General features: G+C 74.3%; 16 protein-coding genes and 2 tRNA genes. 11 read left to right on the forward strand and 7 right to left on the reverse strand.

The features are described 5' to 3' along the window. Positions 1 to 790: 790 nt before the first annotated feature. The 4 genes from OG764_RS22975 (at position 791) to OG764_RS22990 (ending at position 4,734) form a co-directional block, all read left to right on the forward strand. On the forward strand, positions 791 to 1,819 hold the full coding sequence (locus tag OG764_RS22975; protein WP_328970305.1) for an SPFH domain-containing protein: 1,029 nt from the start codon (positions 791 to 793) through the stop codon (positions 1,817 to 1,819). A 166-nt stretch (positions 1,820 to 1,985) separates the two neighbouring features. Beyond that, entirely contained in the window at positions 1,986 to 2,609 is a 624-nt protein-coding gene (locus OG764_RS22980) for a lytic polysaccharide monooxygenase auxiliary activity family 9 protein (protein ID WP_443056018.1), read from the forward strand. 147 nt (positions 2,610 to 2,756) lie between these two features. Continuing rightward, a complete protein-coding gene (locus OG764_RS22985) occupies positions 2,757 to 4,526 on the forward strand; it encodes an AMP-binding protein (protein ID WP_328970306.1) in 1,770 nt (589 codons plus the stop codon). Between the two features lie 134 nt (positions 4,527 to 4,660). Further along, positions 4,661 to 4,734, forward strand: a tRNA-Lys gene (locus OG764_RS22990). Positions 4,735 to 4,824: 90 nt separating this feature from the next. On the opposite strand, the gene OG764_RS22995 is transcribed toward OG764_RS22990, so the two are convergent. Beyond that, a complete protein-coding gene (locus OG764_RS22995) occupies positions 4,825 to 5,583 on the reverse strand; it encodes an IclR family transcriptional regulator (protein ID WP_328970307.1) in 759 nt (252 codons plus the stop codon). Positions 5,584 to 5,822: 239 nt separating this feature from the next. Here OG764_RS22995 and OG764_RS23000 point away from each other — a divergent pair, with 239 nt between their 5' ends. Then, a complete protein-coding gene (locus OG764_RS23000; protein WP_328970308.1) occupies positions 5,823 to 6,905 on the forward strand; it encodes an LLM class flavin-dependent oxidoreductase in 1,083 nt (360 codons plus the stop codon). 261 nt (positions 6,906 to 7,166) lie between these two features. Next, on the forward strand, positions 7,167 to 8,870 hold the full coding sequence (locus OG764_RS23005; protein WP_328970309.1) for a glycosyl hydrolase family 18 protein: 1,704 nt from the start codon (positions 7,167 to 7,169) through the stop codon (positions 8,868 to 8,870). 67 nt (positions 8,871 to 8,937) lie between these two features. Here OG764_RS23005 and OG764_RS23010 read toward each other — a convergent pair whose 3' ends face one another. After that, entirely contained in the window at positions 8,938 to 10,767 is a 1,830-nt protein-coding gene (locus tag OG764_RS23010; RefSeq protein WP_443056019.1) for a putative bifunctional diguanylate cyclase/phosphodiesterase, read from the reverse strand. Between the two features lie 311 nt (positions 10,768 to 11,078). Here OG764_RS23010 and OG764_RS23015 point away from each other — a divergent pair, with 311 nt between their 5' ends. Next, positions 11,079 to 12,314: a M6 family metalloprotease domain-containing protein gene (locus OG764_RS23015; protein WP_328970310.1), complete on the forward strand. Its 1,236-nt coding sequence runs from the start codon at positions 11,079 to 11,081 to the stop codon at positions 12,312 to 12,314. A 70-nt stretch (positions 12,315 to 12,384) separates the two neighbouring features. On the opposite strand, the gene OG764_RS23020 is transcribed toward OG764_RS23015, so the two are convergent. The 4 genes from OG764_RS23020 to OG764_RS23035 all read right to left on the reverse strand — a co-directional run bounded on the left by OG764_RS23020 (position 12,385) and on the right by OG764_RS23035 (position 14,426). Continuing rightward, positions 12,385 to 12,458 (reverse strand) — tRNA-Lys (locus OG764_RS23020). Beyond that, entirely contained in the window at positions 12,449 to 13,153 is a 705-nt protein-coding gene (locus OG764_RS23025) for a bifunctional DNA primase/polymerase (protein WP_328970311.1), read from the reverse strand. The genes OG764_RS23020 and OG764_RS23025 overlap by 10 nt, the downstream gene beginning before the upstream one ends. A 172-nt stretch (positions 13,154 to 13,325) precedes the next feature. Beyond that, positions 13,326 to 13,670 (reverse strand): hypothetical protein, encoded by a 345-nt coding sequence (locus tag OG764_RS23030; protein WP_328970312.1) that lies wholly within the window; start codon positions 13,668 to 13,670, stop codon positions 13,326 to 13,328. 159 nt (positions 13,671 to 13,829) lie between these two features. Then, a complete protein-coding gene (locus OG764_RS23035) occupies positions 13,830 to 14,426 on the reverse strand; it encodes a histidine phosphatase family protein (RefSeq protein ID WP_328970313.1) in 597 nt (198 codons plus the stop codon). Between the two features lie 108 nt (positions 14,427 to 14,534). Here OG764_RS23035 and OG764_RS23040 point away from each other — a divergent pair, with 108 nt between their 5' ends. The 4 genes from OG764_RS23040 to OG764_RS23055 all read left to right on the forward strand — a co-directional run bounded on the left by OG764_RS23040 (position 14,535) and on the right by OG764_RS23055 (position 19,456). Then, positions 14,535 to 15,398 (forward strand): phosphatase PAP2 family protein, encoded by an 864-nt coding sequence (locus tag OG764_RS23040; RefSeq protein ID WP_328970314.1) that lies wholly within the window; start codon positions 14,535 to 14,537, stop codon positions 15,396 to 15,398. Next, on the forward strand, positions 15,337 to 16,524 hold the full coding sequence (locus tag OG764_RS23045) for a hypothetical protein (protein WP_328970315.1): 1,188 nt from the start codon (positions 15,337 to 15,339) through the stop codon (positions 16,522 to 16,524). Before OG764_RS23040 ends, OG764_RS23045 begins: the two co-directional genes overlap by 62 nt. Further along, positions 16,509 to 18,077: a hypothetical protein gene (locus OG764_RS23050; RefSeq protein ID WP_328970316.1), complete on the forward strand. Its 1,569-nt coding sequence runs from the start codon at positions 16,509 to 16,511 to the stop codon at positions 18,075 to 18,077. The genes OG764_RS23045 and OG764_RS23050 overlap by 16 nt, the downstream gene beginning before the upstream one ends. 95 nt (positions 18,078 to 18,172) lie before the next feature. Continuing rightward, on the forward strand, positions 18,173 to 19,456 hold the full coding sequence (locus OG764_RS23055; protein WP_328973131.1) for an AAA domain-containing protein: 1,284 nt from the start codon (positions 18,173 to 18,175) through the stop codon (positions 19,454 to 19,456). A gap of 76 nt (positions 19,457 to 19,532) precedes the next feature. Here OG764_RS23055 and OG764_RS23060 read toward each other — a convergent pair whose 3' ends face one another. After that, positions 19,533 to 20,843, reverse strand: coding sequence for a tetratricopeptide repeat protein (locus tag OG764_RS23060; RefSeq protein WP_328970317.1), 1,311 nt, complete (start codon positions 20,841 to 20,843; stop codon positions 19,533 to 19,535). Positions 20,844 to 20,887 lie beyond the last annotated feature (44 nt).

The following is a 20,887-nucleotide window of genomic DNA, read 5'->3' on the forward strand; positions in this document are numbered from 1 at the left end:
CCAGCCGTCCGAGCCGTCGGCTCCCGAGCCGGGCGCCGTACCTTCGGGGGCGGGCGCGCCGGACGGTGTCGCGGTTCCGGGTCGGGACCGGGCGCCCGCCGCGACCCCGGTCCCTTCACCCGTGGTGCTCTCTTCTGCTCCCGAGCCGGATCCCACCTCCGCCGTGGGCGCGTCCGTACGTGCTGAGGAGCCCGGCCCGTCCGCACGTGCTGAGGAACCGGGCCCGTCCGCACGTGCTGGGGGACCCGGCCCGGAGTCCGCATCGCCCCTGGCCTCCGTCCCCGGTCCGGCGGTCGCGTCGGACCCGGGCCCGAGTCCCGGCTCCTTCGCGGGGGCGCCCGATGGCGCTTCCGCCCGGGCGGCAGGTCAGGCGGCTGCCGCGTCGGGCCCGGACCCTCGCCTGTCCGCACCGCGCCCGGACTCCCGCCTGTCCGCACCGCGCCCGGACTCCCGCCCGTCCGCACCGCGCCCGGACCCTCGCCCGTCCGCACCGGGCCCGGACTCTCGCCCGTCCGCGTCGGCCGCCGCCGCGGACAGGTCTCGCCCGGCGTCCGACCGCCCCCCGGCGTCCGACCGCCCCCCGGCGTCCGACCGCCCCCCGGCGTCCGACCGCCCCCCGGCGTCCGACCGCCCCCGGGCGGCCGGCGAGACGGCCGATGTGGCCCGCGGAACCGGTCGGGAGGACGACACGCAGGATCTGCCGCGGGTCTCGGCCCCGCTCGCGCGGGCGTACGGGGTGCCGGGGCCGGGTCGGCACGTGATCCGGAGCGAGGCCGCCACGGAGATTCCCGTGCACCTGTTGTTCCGGGACGGGTCCGGGGGGCCCGCCGGGAGCGTGCCGGTGCCGGCGGGCCGGCCGCAGGCACCGCGCCGCAATCCGGTGCCCGCCCCCGCCCCCGCGGGTCCGCGCCGCGCCGCGCCGCCCGCCGACCCGCAACTGCGGGAGCGTCCGGGGCCCGTACTGCCCGGCTGGGCCGCGGTGTTCACCGGGATCGCGGCGCTCGCGGGCGGCGCGGCCGTGCTCTGGCGGGCCGGGGCGCTCCCCGCCCGCCTGGAACGCGCGGCCGGTCTGGCGGCCCGCCCGCACGACGCGCTCGGCGTCGCGCACTGGGCCGGGCTCGCCCTGCTCGGCGTGCTGGCCCTGCTCGCGCTGGGCGGGCTGGGCCGCGGCCGGTCCGGGCACGCCTGGGTGCTGACCCTGTTCGGCCGCTACCGCGGAACCGTGCGCCGCACCGGCCTGGTCTGGGTCAGCCCGCTGCTGCTGCGCCGCCGGGTCGACGTACGCCTGCGGCACTGGCGCAGCGAGTCGATGCCCGCCGTGGACTCGGGCGGGCTCGCGCTGCGGGTCGTCGTCCAGGTGGTGTGGCGGGTGCGGGACACCGCCCGCGCCACCCTCGCCGTCGAGGACCACACCGAGTACCTGGCAGAACAGGTCGAGGCGGCCACGGCCCGGGTGCTGTCCCAGCTGCCGGCCGACGCCTTCCACGAGGAAGCGCCGACGCTGCGCAACGCGGAGGCGGTCGGCGACGCCCTGACCCGGATGCTCGCCGCCGACACCGAGGCCGTCGGCATCGACGTGTTCTCGGCCCAGCCGACCCGTATCGAGTACGCCCCGGAGGTCGCGGCCGCGATGCAGCGCCGCCGGGTCGCCGCGATCGACGCCAAGCACCGTGACAGCGTGCTGAGTTCGGTGGTCGACGCGGTGGACGACACGGTCCGGCGGCTGACCAGCCGCGGCATCGTCGAGCTCGACGACTACGAGCGCAAGGCCCTGGTGAAGGACCTCACCGTCGCCTTCTACACGGGCCGCCAGGAGTAGCCGGGGCCCCGCCCCGATCCGGACGGCCGGACCCCGCAGCCCGGGGTCCGGCCGTTCACGCATTGGTATGGACATGGCCAACTTGCGTCAATAGTCTGAGACTTGGTCTAGACCTGACTGAAGCGACGCGCGCTCACCGGAACTCCCCCCACGTTCGAGGAGCATCATGCGTAACACCCTCATATCCCGCGCCCCGGGCGGCCGACGGACCGGCGCCGCGGCGCTCGGCCTCGGCCTGACCCTCGGCGCCGGCCTGCTGATGGCCCCCGCCGCCGAGGGCCACGGCTACACCGACCAGCCCATCAGCCGCCAGAAGCTCTGTCAGACCAAGGCGGTCGCCGACTGCGGCCCCATCCAGTGGGAGCCTCAGAGCGTCGAGGGCTACAAGGGCTTCCCCGCGGCCGGACCCGCCGACGGCAAGATCTGCGCGGGCGGGCACAGCGAGTTCGCCCAGCTCGACGACCCGCGCGGCGGCGCCTGGCCGGCCACCCCGGTGACCAGCGGCCAGAACTACAGCTTCCGCTGGCAGTTCACCGCCAACCACTCCACCACCGACTTCCGCTACTACGTCACCAAGAACGGCTGGGACTCCACCAAGCCGCTCACCCGGGCCGCCCTGGAGCCGGTGCCCTTCCTGACGGTCGCCTACAACGGCGCCCGCCCGGCCATGACCACCGTCCACCAGGGCACCATGCCCGCGGGCAAGTCGGGGCGGCACATGATCCTCTCCGTCTGGACGGTCAACGACACCCCCATGGCCTTCTACGCCTGCTCCGACGTCAGGTTCTGAAGCGCCCGGAGCGCGTCCGGCCGCCCCGGGCGTCCTGAGCGCTCCGGCGCCCCGCGTGCCCCCCGCCGTCCTGGCCGGCCGGCCCCCACCCGGCGACCGCGGCACCCGCATTCATTTCTGACGTAACGTCAGTTATGGTGCGGCGCCATGGGGACAGGCGGCAGGGGCGCACGCACACGTACGGACCGCACGGGCACCGGCCCGGTCCGCGGGGCCGACGCCCCGCGGACCGTCGCGGAGCTCATCCACCGGCAGTGGGGCGACCACCGGCCCGGGCTGAAGGACCAGGACACCTCCCTCAGCCACCACCGGGCCGCCCAGGAGGCCGCCGCCCGCGCCGCGCTCCTCGTCGACCTGCTCCCGCGCGGCGCGGAACCACACCTCGGGATCCTGCTCGACAACACCCCCGAGTTCCCCCTGTGGCTCGGCGCGGCGGCCCTCGCCGGGGCCGCCGTCGCCGGCATCAACCCCACCCGGCGCGGTCCCGAGCTGGCCCGCGACATCCTGCACACCGACTGCCGGATCCTCCTGACCGAGCCCGCCCACCTCCCGCTCCTCGACGGCCTCGACCTGCCCGGAGTACGGATCCTGGTCACCGGCGCCGAGGAGTACGAGGCGCTGCTCGCGCCCTGCGCCGGGGCGAAACCCGGCGAGGCCGTCCTGCGGCGCGGCGGCCCCCGCCCCGACGACCGGCTGCTGCTCTACTTCACGTCCGGCTCCACCGGCGCCCCCAAGGCCGCCCTGTGCAGCCAGGGCCGCCTCGCCGGCGCCGGCGCCTCGCTCGCCCGGCACTTCGGCGTCACCCGGGACGACGTGCACTACATCTGCATGCCGATGTTCCACGGCAACGCCGTGATCGCCGACTGGGCGCCGGCCCTGTCCGCGGGCGCCGCCGTCGCCCTGCGCCGCCGCTTCTCCGCCTCGGCCTTCCTCGACGACGCCCGCCGCTTCGGCGCCACCTACTTCACGTACGTGGGCCGGGCCGTCCAGTACCTGCTGGCCACCGAGCCCCGCCCCGACGACCGCGACCACGCGCTGCGCATCGGCTTCGGCACCGAGGCCGGCGCCGTGGACGCGGCCCGCTTCGCCGACCGCTTCGGGGTCCGCCTCGTGGAGGGATACGGGTCCTCCGAAGGCGGCGCGTCCCTCCAGCGCACCCCCGACACCCCGCCCGGAGCCATCGGGCGGGCCGCGCCCGGCGACGACCTCGCCGTGGTCGACCCCGACACCCTCCAGGAGCGCCCGCCCGCCCGGACGGGCCCCGGCGGCGAGCTCCTCGGCGTGGCCGCGGCCATCGGGGAACTCGTCAACCGCGGCCGCACCCCCTTCGAGGGGTACTGGCGGAATCCGGCCGCCGAGGCCGCCCGGCTGCGCGGCGGCTGGTACTGGACCGGCGACCTCTTCTACCGCGACGAGGCTGGCTTCCTCTACTTCGCGGGCCGCACCGACGACCGGCTGCGCGTCGACAGCGAGAACCTGGCCGCCGCGATGATCGAGAACATCCTGGCCCGCTGGCCCGGCGCGGCCGCCGTGGCCGTCTACGCGGTGCCCGACGAGGTCGCCGGAGACCAGGTGATGGCCGCGCTCGCACCGCACCCGGGCGCCGCCTTCGACCCGGAGGACTTCGCCGCCTTCCTCGCGGCCCAGCCCGACCTCGGCACCAAAATGGCCCCGCGCTACGTCCGGATCGTCGCGGCGATGCCGGTCACCGCGACCAACAAGATCCACCGGGTGGCGCTGCGCCGCGAGGGCTTCCGCCCCCGGCCCCCGCACGAGGGCGCGCCCGGTCCCGACCCGGTCTGGTGGCGGCCCCCCGGCGCCGCCGACTACCGCCCGCTCACCGCCGAGGCCCTGGCCGCCCTGCTGGCCGCGTACGAGGGCCAGGGCCGGGCCGGCCTGCTCGGCCCCGACCGGTAGGCGGACCGACAGACAGCGTGCCCGGCGGCTGCGCCGCAGGTGGGGAGGGGGCGCACGAGGGGGCGCACGCGAGGGGGTCCGGCGGGGGGTGGTCGCGAGCACCCCTGAGGACCAGGTAGTATTTTCTCTGTCAGGCGCCGCTAGCTCAGTTGGTTAGAGCAGCTGACTCTTAATCAGCGGGTCCGGGGTTCGAGTCCCTGGCGGCGCACTTGATCTTCGGGCGGTTTCCGGTTCACCGGGAACCGCCCGAAGTGTTTTCCGGCCCGCTCTCCCGTGTTCTCCGGGGCCGGGCCCGGCCCTAGAGGGCCAGCGAGAGCAGCAGCGGAGCGGCTTTGCGGTTCAGGGTGTCCGCCGCGGCCCGCAGCCGGTGCGCGTGCTCGACCGGCAGCGACAGCGCCAGGCATCCCACCGAGGACCCGGCGGTGATCGGAACCGCCGCGCAGACCGTGCCCACCGCGTACTCCTGCAGGTCCAGCGTCGGCACCGTGGCCGGCTGGGCGTCCAGCTTCGAGAAGAGCACCCGCTCGCTGGTGATCGTGCGCGAGGTCAGCCGGGCGATCTTGTGCCGGGACAGGTGGTCGCGGCGACCGTTGAGGTCGAGCTGCGTCAGCAGGCACTTGCCGACCGCGCTGGCGTGCGCCGCCGACCGGAAATCGACCCACTCGTGGACCTTGGGCGTGCGCGGACTGTCCGCGGCGTGGGTGATCCTGACCTCGCCGTCCAGGTAGCGGCTGATGTAGACGGCCGCACCGACGGAGTCGCGCAGCTGGTCCAGGTTGGCCTGCAGCTTCTGCTGGAGCGCCTGCTGACGGTCCACGCCCGAACCGAGCAGGACCATCGAGTCGCCTATCGCGTAGGCGCCGTCCGACACCTGTAGGACGTACCCCTCGCGCCGCAGCATGAGGAGCATCGGGGCGAGGTGTCCGGCCGGCAGGCCGGTCTCGCGCGAGATCTGGGCGTCGGACACGCCTCCCGGGTGCCGCGCGATCGTTTCGAGTACGCGCAGGACGTACTGCACCGAATGAAACGGCGCGGTCGGCTCGGGCTTCAGCGCCACGGTTCCCCCCTAGCAGGTTGTTACCGCTTGCCTTCCCACGATAGCCATCAAGAAGCCGATGTGGAGCGTCTGTTGAGCAGAATGATGGCCGAAACGGGCCCCTGGACAGGGATTCATCGGATTGGCATATGCCAAGGTCATGTCAGGTCCGCCCGAGCCGCGGGAATGAGCGGCCCGCGACGCCTGTTCGACCTCTTCGTACGGATGCGGTGGCGTGGAGAGAGGCGGGCGAGGACGGCATGGCGGCTGCAGAGCGTGAGGACATCCGGGGCAGAGCGGCGGGACAGGCGCCGGTGCCCCTGTCCGTACTCGACCTCGTGACCGTGGGCAGCGGCGGCAGCGCGGCCGCCTCGCTGCGCACCAGCGTGGCGCTGGCCCGGCTCGCCGAGTCCCGCGGCTACCACCGGCACTGGGTGGCCGAACACCACTCCATGCCCGGCGTCGCCAGCTCGTCGCCCGCCGTCATCCTGGCCCACCTCGCCGCCCACACCGACCGGATCCGGCTCGGCTCCGGCGGGGTGATGCTGCCCAACCACGCGCCGCTGGCGATCGCGGAGCAGTTCGGCACCCTGGAGGCGCTCGCCCCCGGCCGCATCGACCTCGGTCTCGGCCGCGCGCCCGGCACCGACGGCGGCACCGCCGCCGCCCTGCGCGGCGCGGCCCGGCCGGACCGGGGCGGCGACGACTTCCCGCGCCAGCTGGCGGAGCTCACCCGCTTCCTCGACGACGACTTCCCGGACGGCCATCCGTACGCCCGCGTGCACGCGGTGCCCGGCCCGGTCCAGGGGGCCACCGGACGGCCGCCGCTGTGGCTGCTCGGCTCCTCCGGCTTCAGCGCCCGGCTGGCCGGCGAACTGGGCCTGCCCTTCGCCTTCGCCCACCACTTCTCGGCCGCCAACACCCTCCCCGCGCTCGACCTCTACCGGGACTCCTTCCGGCCCTCGGAGGTCCTCGACGCGCCCTACGCGTTGATCGGGGTCTCGGCGCTCGCCGCCGACGACGAACGCGAGGCCCGCCGGCAGGCCATGACGGGCGCGCTGTCGATGCTGCGGCTGCGGACCGGGCGCCCCGGCCTCATCCCGACGCCCCAGGAGGCGGCGGCGTACGCGTACTCCGAGGGGGAGCGGGAGTTCGTGGAGGGCTGGCTGCGCAACGTCGTGTACGGGACGGCGGAGCAGGTGCGCAAGGGCCTCGACGCGCTGGTGGCCCGAACCGGTGCGGACGAGCTGATGCTCACCTCCAACGCCCACGGCGGGGACGCCCGGCTGCGCTCGTACGAGCTCGTCGCAGATGCGTACGGCCTGCCGCACGGCGCCGTCTGACCTGTCAACGGGGCACGAACGGGGATTGGCTGGTTTGTTGCCAAAACCTGTCGAGGGGCCACCTGAAGAGATCCTTAAACCGCTCGTCACCGGGGGTGGCGGGCGGTTTCTGACGTCTGCTCACGTCTCTGACATGGCGTTTTGCCTCCGGACTGGTCTAGTCCTTCTTTGGCCTGAACCATTGACGCAGTCCTCGGGTGACGGCTATCACTCTCCTCAGCACCGTGGATCCCCCACCCCTCCCAACTCCGGAGGCAGTTCATGCACTTCCGTAAACCGCTGCTCGCGGCCGCCGCCACCGCCGCACTCGCCGCCGGAGCGCTGGCAGGTTTCGCAGGCACCACCGCCCAGGCCGCAGACGCCGGCACCACCGCCTCCGCCGGCGGCGTGCGCATCGCGTACTACGACCAGTGGAGCGTGTACGGGAACGCCTTTTACCCGAAGCACCTCGACACCCGGGGCATAGCGGGCAAGCTGGACGTCATCAATTACTCGTTCGGCAACATCCACCCCACCAACCTCACCTGTTTCGAGGCGAACAAGGCGGCGGGCGACGACAACAACCCGAACGCCGGTGACGGCGCGGGCGATTCGTACGCCGACTACCAGAAGTCCTTCAGCGCGGCGGACAGCGTGGACGGCGTCGCCGACAAATGGGACCAGCCGATCGTGGGCGTCTTCAACCAGTTCAAGGAACTGAAGGCGAAGTACCCGCACCTGAAGATCAACATCTCGCTGGGCGGCTGGACCTACTCGAAGTACTTCCACGACGCGGCGCTCACCGACGCCAGCCGGAAGAAGTTCGTCTCCTCCTGCATCGACCAGTACATCAAGGGCAACCTGCCGGTCGAGGGCGGCTTCGGGGGCGCCGGCACCGCGGCCGGGATCTTCGACGGCATCGACATCGACTGGGAGTACCCCGGCTCCTCCGGCGGCCACCTGGGCAACCACTACGGCCCCGAGGACAAGGCGAACTTCACGCTCCTGCTCAAGGAGTTCCGCACCCAGCTCGACGCCCACGGCGCGGCGAACGGCGGCAAGAAGTACCTCCTGACGGCGGCCCTCCCGGCCGGCCAGGACAAGATCAAGTACATCGAGACGGACAAGATCGGCGCGTACCTCGACTACGCGAACATCATGACGTACGACATGCACGGCGCCTGGGACGGCGACGGGCCGACGTACCACCAGTCGCCGCTGTACTCCGGCGCCAACGACCCGACCGACGTCATCGCGCCGGGCACCGAGAAGTACAGCATCGACAACGCGATCGACGCCTGGATCGACGGCAAGCCGGCCTACGGCATCGCCGGCGGCTTCCCCGCCTCCAAGCTGACGCTGGGCTACGAGTTCTACTACCGCGGGTGGAAGGGCGTCCCGGCCGGCACGGCGGGCGGCCTCGCGCAGCCCGCGACCGGCGCCTCCGGTGCCCGTCCCACCAGCCAGCAGGCCGGCATCGCGATGTACAAGGAGCTCGGCGGGATCGTCGACAACGCCGCGACCACCTACTGGGACGACCAGGCCAAGGCCTCGTACTTCTACAAGGACGGCGAGTGGTTCACCGGCCTGAACCAGAAGTCGATCCAGGCCCGCGCGGACTACGGCAAGCAGCGCGGCCTGGCCGGCGCGATGATGTACTCGCTGCTCGGCCTCGACAACAACACCACGCTGCTGAACCAGATCTCGGACGCGCTCGGCGGAGCCACCGTGCCGCCGACCACCCCGCCCACCACGCCTCCCACGACGCCTCCGACCACGCCGCCGACGACCCCGCCGACCACGCCTCCGACGACGCCGCCCACCACGGGCTGCACCGCTCCGGCCTACGTCGCGGGCACCGTCTACACCGGCAACACCCAGGTCTCCCACAAGGGGCACACCTGGAAGGCCAAGTGGTGGACGCAGAACGAGGAGCCCGGCACCACCGGTGAGTGGGGCGTCTGGCAGGACCTCGGCGCCTGCTGATCCCCCCACCCCGCGCCGAGCGACGGACCGCCCCGCATCCCCGACCAGGATGCGGGGCGGACCCGTGTCACGGCTGGCCGGCCTGCGGCCGGACCGTCCGCAGGCCGATCATCTCCGCGATCCGCTCCGGCGCCACCGCCCGCGAGTACAGCCACCCCTGCCCGGTGTCGCAGCCCACCCGGCGCAGCCGGGCCGCCTGGCCGGCCGTCTCCACGCACTCCGCCGTCACCGTCAGCCCCAGCCGGTGCGCGAGCTGCACCATCGCCTCGACGATCGTCTCGTCCGCCGGATTGGGGTGCGTCCCCTCCTCGTAGCGGAAGCCGCGCACGAAGGAGCCGTCCAGCTTGAGCACGGACACCGGCAGCCGGCTCAGGTAGGCGAGGTTCGAATAGCCGGTGCCGAAGTCGTCGATGGCGATCCGCACCCCCATGTCGCTCAGTGCCTGGAGCGCCTGGAGCGGCCGGCCCGCGGACCCCATCACCGCCGACTCGGTCAACTCCAGTTGCAGCAGCTCCGGGTCCAGCCCGGTCTCGGCCAGGATCTCCGCCACGTCCCCCACCAGGTCCGAGTCCCACACCTGCCGGACCGCGACGTTGACGCTCACGAACACCGGCGTGTCCGCGGGCCGGGCGAGGTCGAGCTGCCAGCGGCGGGCCTGCCGGCACGCGGTCCGCAGCACCCACTGCCCCAGCTGGACGATGGAGCCGTCCTCCTCCGCAATTCCGATGAACCGATTCGGCGTCAGGGTTCCGAACTGCGGATGGTTCCACCGCACCAGGGCCTCGACCCCGCGCACCTCCCCGGTCTCCAGGTCCACCAGCGGCTGGTACTCCAGCTCGAACTCGCCGCGCTCCACGGCCGGCCGGAGCGTCGAGGACAGCGCCTGCCGGGTCATCCGGTGGGCGTTGCGCTCCGGGTCGAAGAGCGTCCAGCGGGCCTTGCCGTCCGCCTTCGCCCAGTACAGCGTGGTGTCCGCCATCTGCATCAGGCCGGTCGCCGAAGTGCCGTCGGTGGCCCGCTCCACCACCCCGATCGACGCGGACACCGACAGCCGCTGCCCGGCCAGGTCGAAGGGCTCCTGGACCGCCGCGAGCACCGACCGGGCCAGCTCGGCGAGCTGCTCGGTGCCCGTGGAGTCCTCGACGAGCAGGGCGAACTCGTCGCCGCCGAGGCGGGCCACCAGGTGCCCGCCGCTGCGCCCGTACCCGGCCTGGTCCGCGCAGTGCGTCAGCCGCGCCGCCACCGCCGTCAGCAGCCGGTCGCCCACCCGGTGTCCGAGGGTGTCGTTGACCGCCTTGAACCCGTCGAGGTCGAGGTAGCACAGCCCGATCCGGCCGGTGCCGCCGTGCTCGTACGAGGAGGACTCCAGCGCCGTGGAGAGCCGCTCGAAGAACAGGGCCCGGTTGGGCAGCCGGGTCACCGGGTCGTGCATCTGCAAGTGCCGCAGCCGGGCCTGCAGATCGCGCCGGTCGCTGATGTCGGCCACCGACAGCAGGACGTCCCGGGAGCCCGGCACCGGACCGAGGGTTACCTCGGTCCACAGCGAGTGGCCGTCGGGGTGCTTGAGCCGCCGGGTGCAGCGCAGCCGGGCCTGGCGGCCGCGCAGCACCTCCAGGTACGCCTGCCAGGTACGGGCCTCCGCGCCGAGGTCGACGAGGTCGGCCGCGCTCTGCTCCACGAGGGAGTGCGGCTCGGCGCCCAGCAGCTGGGCCAGGGCGTGGTTGGCGGCGACCACGAGGCCGTCGCGGTCGACGACGGCCATGGCGAGGTGTGCCGCGTTGAAGGCGGCCCGGTAGTCGCGGAGTTCGGCATCCGAGCGACCAGGGAAATAACGCTCCGTAGTGCTCGGTCGGATGCTGTCGGCCGGTGAACCGGGTCCTTCCGATGTTCCGCTCACCGCTAGCTCCCGGTGTCCGCGCAGGAAAGTGTGCCGATCATAGAGGCTGCCGGGAGGCGCTATCCAGCCGCGCCACCGCCGTCCGGGGTACCCGGACGACTGGTTTGAGCGCCGGATCGATTGTTTCTGCACGGCTCTGAATGGCTCTGAACAAGAGGGGTCGCCTCCTGAGCGAATGTGACGTTCCGTGATGTTCTTGGTAGTCAGCAGCGTGGCGAGGTGCTCACTCGTGTGGGGCACTGGAACAGGACAATGCGTACTTAATCGGCACAAGGTGGGTGGGAAGGTTCGATCCCCCACCGGAGGTCCACGTGCCGCGACTGCAGACACCCGGGGGAGTGGACCGCGGCCGCGTGCGCAGTGCGGCGGCCGCGGTCACCTCCCTGACGGCACTCGCCGCCATGTCGCTCGTCGCGGGGCCCGCGGTCGCCGAGCCGGGGGCCGTCCCCTGCGCCCTGACCCGCACCTCCGCCCACCACTCGCTCGGCCTCGACACCTGGAACGCGGCCTATCCGCGGCCGGTGCGCACCCTCAGCGCCGTCATGGTCTTCCTCTCCTTCCCCGACGCCCGCCCGCGGCTCTCCCCGCAGGAGCTGGCCGGCGACCACTTCCCGGCCACGAGCCGCTTCTTCGAGCAGGCCTCCTACGGGAAGTTCCGGCTGGACGCGCACCCGCAGGCCGAGTGGGCCCGGATGCCCAAGCCGTCCACCGCCTACGGGATAAAGCGGGACTGGGCTCCCGAGAACCGGGCCGCCTACCTGCGGGACGCCGTGGCCACCGCCGACCGGACGGTGGACTTCAGCCGGTACGACGTCGTCTACTTCGTGGCCGACCCGGACGCGCCGGGCGTCGACTCGGACGCCACCAAGGTCGTCAACTTCGACCGGCCCGTCCGCGCCGACGGCGCCGACCTGCGGCGCATCGTCACCGTATTCGAGCAGCACCCGCCGGACCGCAACGTCCTCGCGCACGAGACCGGGCACGTCTTCGACCTGCCCGACCTGTACCACCGCCCCACCGACGGCAAGGGCGACTGGGACACGTACGTCGGCGACTGGGACGTCATGGGCAGCCAGTTCGGAATGGCCCCGGACCTGTTCGCGTGGCACAAGTGGAAGCTGGGCTGGCTGGGCGCCGACCAGGTGGACTGCGTACGCGGCGGCACCACCCTGCACACCCTGCAGTCCCTGGGCTCGCCCGCGCCCCCCGGGGCCCGCGGCGGCACCCGGCTCGCCGTGGTCCGCACCGGTGACAACAGCGTCATCGCCATCGAGGCCCGCGGATCGGCCGGCAACGACGAGGACACCTGCACCGAGGGCGTGCTGATCTACCGGGTGCGCAACGAGGCCGCGTCCGGCGGCGGCCCCATCGAGGTCCTGGACACCCACCCGGACACCGAGGCCTGCTGGGAGGAGTCCGTCTTCCCGCCGCTCGCCGACGCGCCCCTGGAGGTCGGGGAGTCGTACACCGTGCCCGGCGAGCGGATCCGCGTCGAGGTGGCCGACCGGACCCAGTCCGGCGACTGGACCGTGAAGATCACCACGTGACGACGGCGACCGCCGGCCGCCCCGGAACACGAAGAAGCCCCCCGCTGCTGCGAGGGGCTTCTTCCGTCTGTGCGCCGCCAGGGACTCGAACCCCGGACCCGCTGATTAAGAGTCAGCTGCTCTAACCAACTGAGCTAGCGGCGCCTGCTGACGTCGTAAACATTAGCATCCTGATCCGCCGGAGGAAAAATCGATACCCGCACCGCCGCGGCCGAGGCGGCGCGGGCGGCCCGTACGCAGGCCCAGAGCAGCACCTCGGGCCCGGGCAGCCAGGGCTGCCGGCTGTCCGGGGCGACCAGCCAGCGCGATGCGGGCCGGTCCGCGGCCGGACCGTCCGCGGCGGGATCCGCGGCGGAGGGGCGGAGGGCGGGTACGGCGATGGCGTCGCCCCGGCCGTGGCACAGCAGGACGGGGATCGCCTCGCCCCACTCTTCCCAGTGCAGCAGGGCGGGCAGCCGGTGGGCCGTGCCGGGCGCGGCGAACAGCAGCATCCGCCCGCGGTGCACGGCCACCGGGCCCGAGCCCGGGCCTTCCTCCCAGAGCCGGTCCAGCATCCGCCGCCCGAACACCACGGGCACGTTCACGACGTCGAAGGCCGAACCGCAGGGCAGCACCGCGGGCGCCGTGGGGCGCGCCTCCCAGAGGGACAGGGTGCTGCGGGGGTGGGGGGAGGAGGAGGCGAGCCACGCGGCGCCCGGCGGGGTGACCCGGGTCGCCGGATGCCGGCCGACCCCTTCCGCCTCCAGCAGCCCGAACAGATCGGCCTCGTCGCCGCCCAAAGCGGTCCGACACCCGGCGGCCGGTTCGTCTCGCGTCTCGTCTCGCACCCAAGAGCTCATGCGCCCTAGGTTTACCGGCCGTGGTGGTCCGGTTCCAAGGAGTTGCGGGAAACCGGGACAGGGCCGCATGAGGTGGGGTATCTTCCGCCCCGGCATATGCCAGTGGCGCCCCCGCTCACGTGTTCGCCGGGTCACCACCGGGCCCGGGGGTGACGGGCCCGGGCCCGCCCGCTCAGGCGGGGTCGCGCTCGCCGCTCAGCAGCCCGCGACCGAACTCGATCATTCTGGCGGCGTAGTCCTCGGTCCACTCGGCGCGCTCCGCGATCGCCGCCGCCGACAGGCTGTCGAACCGGCGCGGGTCCGCGAGCTGGGCCGCCGCGACCGCCTGGAACTCGATGGCGCGGTCCTGCGCGGCCCGGAAGGCCATGGTCAGTTCCGTGGCCCGGGCCAGCAGCTCGCGCGGATCCTCGATGGACTCCAGGTCGAAGAAGTGCTCAGGGTCCGCGACGGCGTCCGAGGGCTCGAAGAGCAGCGGCGCGGGCCGCAGCCTCCGCTCGGTCCGCTCGGGCTCTGCCATGCGTGTCCTCCGGGGTGGTCGTCTGCGTGCGGGTGGCGCGGCGGCGGCCGCCGCACCGGCCGGCCCCTGGGGCGGGGCCACCCTCCATTGTCCAACCCCGCGCAAGACCGCCCCCGGTGGGCGCCGTACGGGCCGGGCCACCGGGGGCGGGAAGCGGACTCAGAGCTCCAGGTGGCCGGTGTCGTTCCAGCGCTCCAGGGCGGGCGCGCCGTACGCCCAGCCCAGCACCGACAGCGAGGTCGGGTCGAGCTTGATGCGCGCGCCGAAGGAGGCGTCCATGCCCAGCCAGCGCGCGCTCAGCGTCCGCAGGAAGTGCCCGTGCGAGAAGACCAGCACGTCCCGCTCCGCGGAGCGGGCCCAGGCCACCACCTCGTCGGCGCGCGCCGAGATGTCCGCGATGGTCTCGCCGTTCGGCACGCCGTCGCGCCAGACCAGCCAGCCCGGCCGGATCGCGTGGATCTCGGCGGGCGTCATGCCCTCGTAGTCGCCGTAGTCCCACTCCATCAGGGTGTCCCACGGCTCCGCCCGCACCCCGAAACCGGCCAGGTCACAGGTCTCGCTCGCGCGGGCCAGCGGGCTGGTGCGGACCTCCACCCCGGGCAGCCCGGCCCAGGGGTCGCGGGCCAGCCGCTCGCCGAGCAGCTTCGCCCCCCGGCGTCCCTCTTCGAGGAGGGGGATGTCCGTCCGCCCCGTGTGCTTGCCGGACAGGGACCATTCGGTCTGTCCGTGACGGGCCAGCAGGATGCGGGGTGCCATGCGATTCTCCCGGTGCGAGGTGGTGCGGCCGTCCGCCCATCATCGCTCACGTGAACATCAGGGGACTTCCCGAGCAACCTCGGGGTCGTCCCGTACGTCTTACGCCGTATGGCTGAACGTGTCGAGCGACGTCCCCGGTGGTGGGCCGAGCTCCTGCTCATAGGTGTCGTGTACGCCGCATACTCCGGCGGCAGGCTGCTGGCCCGCGGCGATGTCTCCACCGCGGTGGACCACGGACTGGCGATCCTGCGCTTCGAGAAACTCCTGTACCTGAACGCCGAGCACCCGCTCAACCGGCTCTTCACCGCCGAACCGTGGATCGGGATACCCGCCGACTTCGCGTACGCGTCCCTGCACTACCTGGTCACCCCCGCCGTCCTGGTCTGGCTCTACCTGCGGCGGCCCGCCGCCTACCTCGGCGCCCGGACCTGGCTGATGCTCTCCACCCTCCTCGGTCTCGTCGGCTTCACCCTGCTCCCCACCTGCCCGCCCCGGCTCCTCGACTCCGTGCACGGCTTCACCGACACGATGGCCCAGTACAGCTCGTACGGCTGGTGGGGCGGCGAGGCCAGCGCACCCCGAGGGCTCGGCGGGCTCACCAACCAGTACGCCGCCATGCCGAGCCTGCACGTCGGCTGGGCCCTGTGGTGCGGGATCCTGCTCTGGCAGCACGGCCGCACCCCGCTGCTGCGGGCCCTGGGCGCCGCCTACCCCGCTCTGACGCTGCTCGTCGTGCTCGGCACCGCCAACCACTACCTCCTCGACGGTGTCGCCGGAGCCGCCGTGATGGGCGCCGGCTTCCTCCTCGTGCGCCCCGCCCTGCGGCTGACCGAGCGCCTGAAGGAACGGCTGACCGGACGGTTCCGCCGGAAGCCCGCGATTGTCAGTGGCGGATGGGAGACTTCCGCGGGTGAGCTCCTACCCGCCCAGCGGTCCAGCGCAGAAGACGACACTCCGGCAGCGGCTCGCTGAGCTGCGCGGCCCCGCCGTACCGCCGCGCCCCCTGGACGCGCGCGCCCTGGCGGCGCTCGCCGCCAACCCCGGCTGCCGCAGACGAGCCCTCCTCGACGGCGCCGGCGTGGACAAGACCGCGCTGGCCTCGGCGCTCGGCTCCCCGGCCGGATACGGCCAGTCCCAGTTCGCCCTGGTCCGCGGCAACTCCTTCGAGGCCAAGGTCAAGGCCGACGGCGGCACCGAACTCCTGCGGCTCGTGCACGAGCGGCTCGGCGACCGCGCCGAGCCGCCGCCGCGCGCGGCCCACCTGCCCGACCTCGCCGCCGCCGGGCCCGAGGGCCGCGCCGCCCGCACCTCCCTCGCCCTGCGCGAGGCGACCGCGGCCGGCACCTGGACCCTCCTCGACCACCCCATGCTGGCCCTCGAAGTGGCCGGCACCCCGGCCTACCTGGAGCCGGACGCCGTCGTCGTGCACCCCGACGGCCGCTGGACCGTCGTCGAGATCAAGTCCTTCCCGCTCGTGGACGGGGCGGCGGACGGAGCCAAGGTCGGCGCCGCCGCCCGCCAGGCCGCCGTCTACGTCCTCGCGCTGGAGCGGGTCGCCGCCAAGCTCGACGGCGCCCGGGTCGGCCACTGCGTGCTCCTCGTCTGCCCCAAGGACTTCTCCAACATCCCCACCGCGGCCGCCGTCGACATCCGCAAACAGCGCGCCGTCACCCGCCGGCAGCTCGACCGGCTCGCCCGCGTCGAAGAACTCGCCGCCGCCCTCCCCGAGGGCGCCACCTTCGCCCTCGACCGCCCCCGCGCCGAACTCGCCGACGCCGTCGAGGCCGTCACCGCCGCGTACGCCCCCGACTGCCTGGCCGCCTGCGAACTGGCCTTCCACTGCCGCGACCGGGCCCGCACCGCCGGCTCCGTCACCACCCTCGGCCGGGGCGTACGGGGCGAACTCGGCGCCCTGACCACCGTCGAGGCGGCCCTCGCCGCGGCCGCCGACGGCTGCCCCGGCGGCGCCGCCGGAGAGCCGGACCCCACCGCCGAAGCCCTGCACCGCGCCGCCCGGCTCCGCGCCGAAGCCCTGGCCGAGGCCGCCGCCCGGCCCCCGCACCCCCGCCAGGAGGACGGCGCATGTCGTCCCTGCTGAACACGCTGGCCCGGCTCGAAGCGGTCCGCGCCGGCCGGGCCCGGCCGCTCGCCACCGTCCGCCACCGCCACCTGAGCGAGCGCCCGCTGGTCCTCGTACCCCTGACCACCGCCGGCGAGGCCGGGGCGCCGCTCGGGGCGCTCGTCGGCACCGACCGGGACGCGCCGCGGCTCCTGGTCGTCCCACAGCCCCGCGACCGCGACCTGCGCTGGTCCTTCCTCGCCGACCTCGCCGAGGAGGTGCTGCCGCACATCGACGGGTACGCCGACGACGTCGAGCCCGCCGAACGCACCGAGACCGACCCCGCGACCGGCAAGAAGACCAAGGTCGCCGCCGAACTCTGCCTCGACGCTCCCCAGCTGGTGGTGCCCAGCGCCGCCGGCGTGGAGTACGTACGGCTGCTCGGCCGGTCCATGCGCTTTCGCCGGACCGCCGAACAGGACCCGGACGCGCCCTACCCGGCGCCCGCCCGGGTCCCGCTGCTCGGCCGCTGGTTCACCCACCTCGCCGAGCGCTCCCGGATGCCCGGCTCCGCGCTGCTGCTGTCCGCCACCGGCCTGCTGTCCCGGCACTGGGCCACCGGCCAGAGCAGCCTGGAGGACCAGCACCTCGGAGCCCTGCTCGCCTGGATAGCGCCCGACCCCGCGGCCGGCGGCACCGGCGCCGAGCAGGCGCTGCGCGCCGAACTCGGCCGGGACGCACAGGGCCAGCTGCTCGTGCCGCCCGCCGGACCGGCCACCGACCCCGCCTTCGACAACCGGCTCCTGGCCCCCGCCATGGCCCGCTACGACGCCGCCCGCTCGGCCCACCCCGCCGACCCGGCGGCCGTCATCGCGGCCGAGGACGCCGTCCGCGCCCTGGTCGACAGCCGGCTGCGGCCCACCTGGCACGCCGTCTGGCAGGCCCTGGACCTGGTGCGCGAACTGCCCCCGGGCGAGCGGACCGAGCAGCGCTGGACCGGCGACCGCTGGTCGTACACCGGGCACCGGGACCGGGTCCGGGCCGGCGAGCCGCCCCAGCCGCGCCAGGACGACGCCGTCACCGCCGCCCGGAAACTGGGCCGGCGCGAGACCGAGCAGGCCCGGCTCGACGCCCAGGAGGCGCTCGACGACCCGCTGGTGATGGCGGCCCGCAGGTTCACCGGGGAGGCCTTCGCGGGCGAGGTCACCGAGGTCGTCATGGAGTGGACCGACTCCAAGCGGCCCAGCCCCAGGCCGCTGGTGACGGTCGCCACCGAGGACCGGCCGCAGCTCGACGGGCCGGTCAAGGTGTACCGCTCGCTGGCGGGCCGCGCCCAGAGCGCGGAGTTCGTCCGCCGGGAGGACGGCGGCGCGCTCGTCCTGCGGCTGCTCGACAAGATGGGCCGCGGCCGGGAGCCGGAAGAGGGTTCCGTGCCCGGCAAGGGCGACCGGATCTGCTGGACCCTCTTCGAGCACGAGCCGCGCAGCGGCCCCAGGCTGCCCGAACCGGAGGACACCCCGTGGACGCACGGCGGCCCGCCCGGATCCGCTGCCGAAGGCGCCGACGCCGTGACCGACGAGGACGTGCTGTGACCCCGCCCGCCCCCGCGCCCGCCCCCTCCGCGGACGGCGCCCCGCACGAGACCGCCGCCGACCCGGGAGCGGCGGCCGCCCGGGCCACCGCCGGGATCCTCCACGACACCCTGCACGGGACCGAGCGCGGGGTGGTCGTCGACTCCCCGCCCGGCGCCGGGAAGTCCACCCTCGTGGTCACCGCGGCCCGCGAACTCGCCGCCGCCGGCCGCCGGCTGATGATCGTCGCGCAGACCAACGCGCAGGTGGACGACCTCGTCCTGCGGCTCGCCGCCAAGGACCCGCAGCTGCCGGTCGGCCGGCTGCACAGCAGCGACGCCGACGCCTACGACAAGGCCCTGCTCGACCTGCCCTCCGTCACGCTCGCCGCGAAGCCCGGCGACCTGGCCGCGCTGCCCGTCGTCGTCTCCACCGCCGCGAAATGGGCACACACCCAGGGCGTCGAGCCGTGGGAGCACGCGATCGTCGACGAGGCGTACCAGATGCGCTCCGACGCGCTGCTGGCCGTGGCCGGGCTGTTCGAGCGGGCGCTGTTCGTGGGCGACCCGGGGCAGCTGGACCCCTTCAGCGTGGTAGGCGCCGACCAGTGGGCGGGCCTGTCCCACGACCCGTCGGCGAGCGCCGTCGCCACCCTCCTCGCCCACAACCCCGGACTGCCCCAGCACCGGCTCCCGGTGTCCTGGCGACTGCCCGCCTCGGCGGCGCCGCTGGTCTCGGCCGCCTTCTACCCGTACACGCCGTTCCGCAGCGGCACCGGACCCGGGGACCGGCGGCTGTCGTACGGGACGGCCTCGGACGGCTCCGGCCCGGACCGGGTGCTCGACGAGGCCGCGGCGGCCGGCTGGGGGCTGCTCGAACTCCCCGCCCGGCACACCCCGCGCACGGACCCCGAGGCGGTGCGTGCGGTGGCTCTGGTGGTGCGCCGCGCCCTGGACCGCGGCGCCGTCGCCGTCTCGGAGCAGTCGCCGGACCCGGTCCCGCTGACCGGGGGCCGGATCGCGGTCGGCACCGCCCACCGCGACCAGGCGGCCGCCGTACGCGCGGCGCTGGCCGACCTGGGCGTCACGGGCGTGACCGTCGACACCGCGAACCGGCTGCAGGGCCGCGAGTACGACCTGACCGTGGTGCTGCACCCGCTGTCCGGCCGCCCCGACGCCACCGCCTTCCACCTGGAGACCGGCCGGCTGTGCGTGCTCACCTCCCGGCACCGGCACGCCTGCGTGGTCGTGGCCCGGGCGGGCATCGCGGACCTGCTGGACGAGCACCCGGGCACGGATCCGGTCCAGTTGGGGGTGGCGGTGAAGTTCCCGGACGGCTGGGAGGCCAACCACTCGGTGCTGGCCCACCTCGCGGAACACCGGGTGGTCTGGCGCCCCTGACCCGGCGGGGTTCCGCGGCGGCGCGGGCACGGGCGCGGCGGCGCGGCCACACGCGGGTGTGGTGCGCCGCGCCGGCTCAGAGAGCCGAGTGCCGGGACAGGAAGCCCGCCACCCGCGGGGAACGCTGGTGCGGCAGCAGCGCGACGGCGGTCGACGACAGCATGGCCGCCACCCGCGAGGACTGCACCTGCGGCAGCAGGTCCAGCACCTGCTCCCCGGCGGCCGCCGCCTCGTCGGGCACGCCCGCCCGCGCCAGGTCGTCGGCCAACTGCGCGGTGTACAGCGCCACGTTGCGCGCGAAATGCGGATCCTGGAGGTTCGAGGCCCGCCGGGCGTGACGGGCGGCCCGGCCGAACTCCCCGAGGGAGGACCAGCATCCGGCCTCCAGCGCCTCCAGCTCCGCCTCGCCGAAGAAGCTCATCCACTCGGGGTCGGCGTCCGAGGTCCCCCGGCCGAACAGGGTGTGCGCCCGTCCCAGGGCCTCCTCGCAGCCGGGCCGGTCGCCGAGACCGGCCCAGCCGGCCGCCTCCCGCAGGGTGAGCAGGCAGGACAGCCGGGCCGAGCCCACCGAGCGGGCCGCGCGCTGGCCCGCCTGGGCGGCCCGTACGGCCTCGCGCGGCCGGCCCGCGTCCCGGGCCAGGAAGGCCGTGTTGCAGAAGGCGTGCGCCTCCAGTGCCGCGTCACCCGAGACCCGGGCGGTGGCCAGCGCCTCCGCGTAGTGCGAGCGGGCCTCGCCGAAGCGGCGGGAGTCGTGGGCCAGCCAGCCCACCGAGATGGCCAGTTCGCCGGCGCCCGCGTGCAGCCGGTCCGCGGTGGACTGCCGGGTGGTGCCGGCGTCCAGCAGCGCGTACGCGGTCCGCAGCGGCTCGGCCGCCCGCCGGTGCAGGCCGTCCGCGCCGTGCCGGTCGTCGAGCAGCCGGATCTGGCGTACGGCCGCTTCCACGGCGTCGGCCTCGGCCTCGCCGGCCCGGCGGTGGGCTCCGGGGCGCCGGGGCAGGGTGAAGCCCAGGGTCGCGGCCGCCACGGTGGCGGATCCGCCGGAAATGAACGCGCGACGCAGCACGTCGCTCTCCTCAGACGAAGGGGGGGCGGGTGAAGGAAGTGCGGGGACGGGGGCGAAACGGTTCGGCCCCCTGCCGCGCACGGATTCACGCGGCGAGAAACCCAGGTCGGACAGCGTGCGTCCGGGGAACATGTGCAGGAACACCCGTTCGTACGCGTAGTTGGGGCAGCGGATCTCGCCCGCCTCCACCCGCCCGATGTAGCGGGCGTCGCACGCGACCGTCTCGCCGATCTCCCGGGCGGCCCGGCGTACCAGCGCCGCGAATTCGGCGGGGGATTGCTGCCCGCGCAGCCGCCGGAAGGATTCGTTAGGTGACGTCACCATCGGACGTGCCCTCTCTGGCCAAAGTGCCGCCGGTGCCTGGGGGA

Origin of the sequence: Streptomyces sp. NBC_00239, assembly GCF_036194065.1 — a bacterium.
Taxonomy (GTDB): Bacteria; Actinomycetota; Actinomycetes; order Streptomycetales; family Streptomycetaceae; genus Streptomyces.

What these genes read in the sequence shown, in the direction of transcription:
- OG764_RS23025 (WP_328970311.1), bottom strand. Translation starts at nt 13,153, where the DNA reads ATGAGCTCTTGGGTGCGAGACGAGACGCGAGACGAACCGGCCGCCGGG.
- OG764_RS23060 (WP_328970317.1), bottom strand. Translation starts at nt 20,843, where the DNA reads ATGGTGACGTCACCTAACGAATCCTTCCGGCGGCTGCGCGGGCAGCAA.
- OG764_RS22980 (WP_443056018.1), top strand. Translation starts at nt 1,986, where the DNA reads ATGCGTAACACCCTCATATCCCGCGCCCCGGGCGGCCGACGGACCGGC.
- OG764_RS23040 (WP_328970314.1), top strand. Translation starts at nt 14,535, where the DNA reads ATGGCTGAACGTGTCGAGCGACGTCCCCGGTGGTGGGCCGAGCTCCTG.
- OG764_RS23000 (WP_328970308.1), top strand. Translation starts at nt 5,823, where the DNA reads ATGGCGGCTGCAGAGCGTGAGGACATCCGGGGCAGAGCGGCGGGACAG.
- OG764_RS22985 (WP_328970306.1), top strand. Translation starts at nt 2,757, where the DNA reads ATGGGGACAGGCGGCAGGGGCGCACGCACACGTACGGACCGCACGGGC.
- OG764_RS23050 (WP_328970316.1), top strand. Translation starts at nt 16,509, where the DNA reads ATGTCGTCCCTGCTGAACACGCTGGCCCGGCTCGAAGCGGTCCGCGCC.
- OG764_RS23030 (WP_328970312.1), bottom strand. Translation starts at nt 13,670, where the DNA reads ATGGCAGAGCCCGAGCGGACCGAGCGGAGGCTGCGGCCCGCGCCGCTG.
- OG764_RS23035 (WP_328970313.1), bottom strand. Translation starts at nt 14,426, where the DNA reads ATGGCACCCCGCATCCTGCTGGCCCGTCACGGACAGACCGAATGGTCC.
- OG764_RS23005 (WP_328970309.1), top strand. Translation starts at nt 7,167, where the DNA reads ATGCACTTCCGTAAACCGCTGCTCGCGGCCGCCGCCACCGCCGCACTC.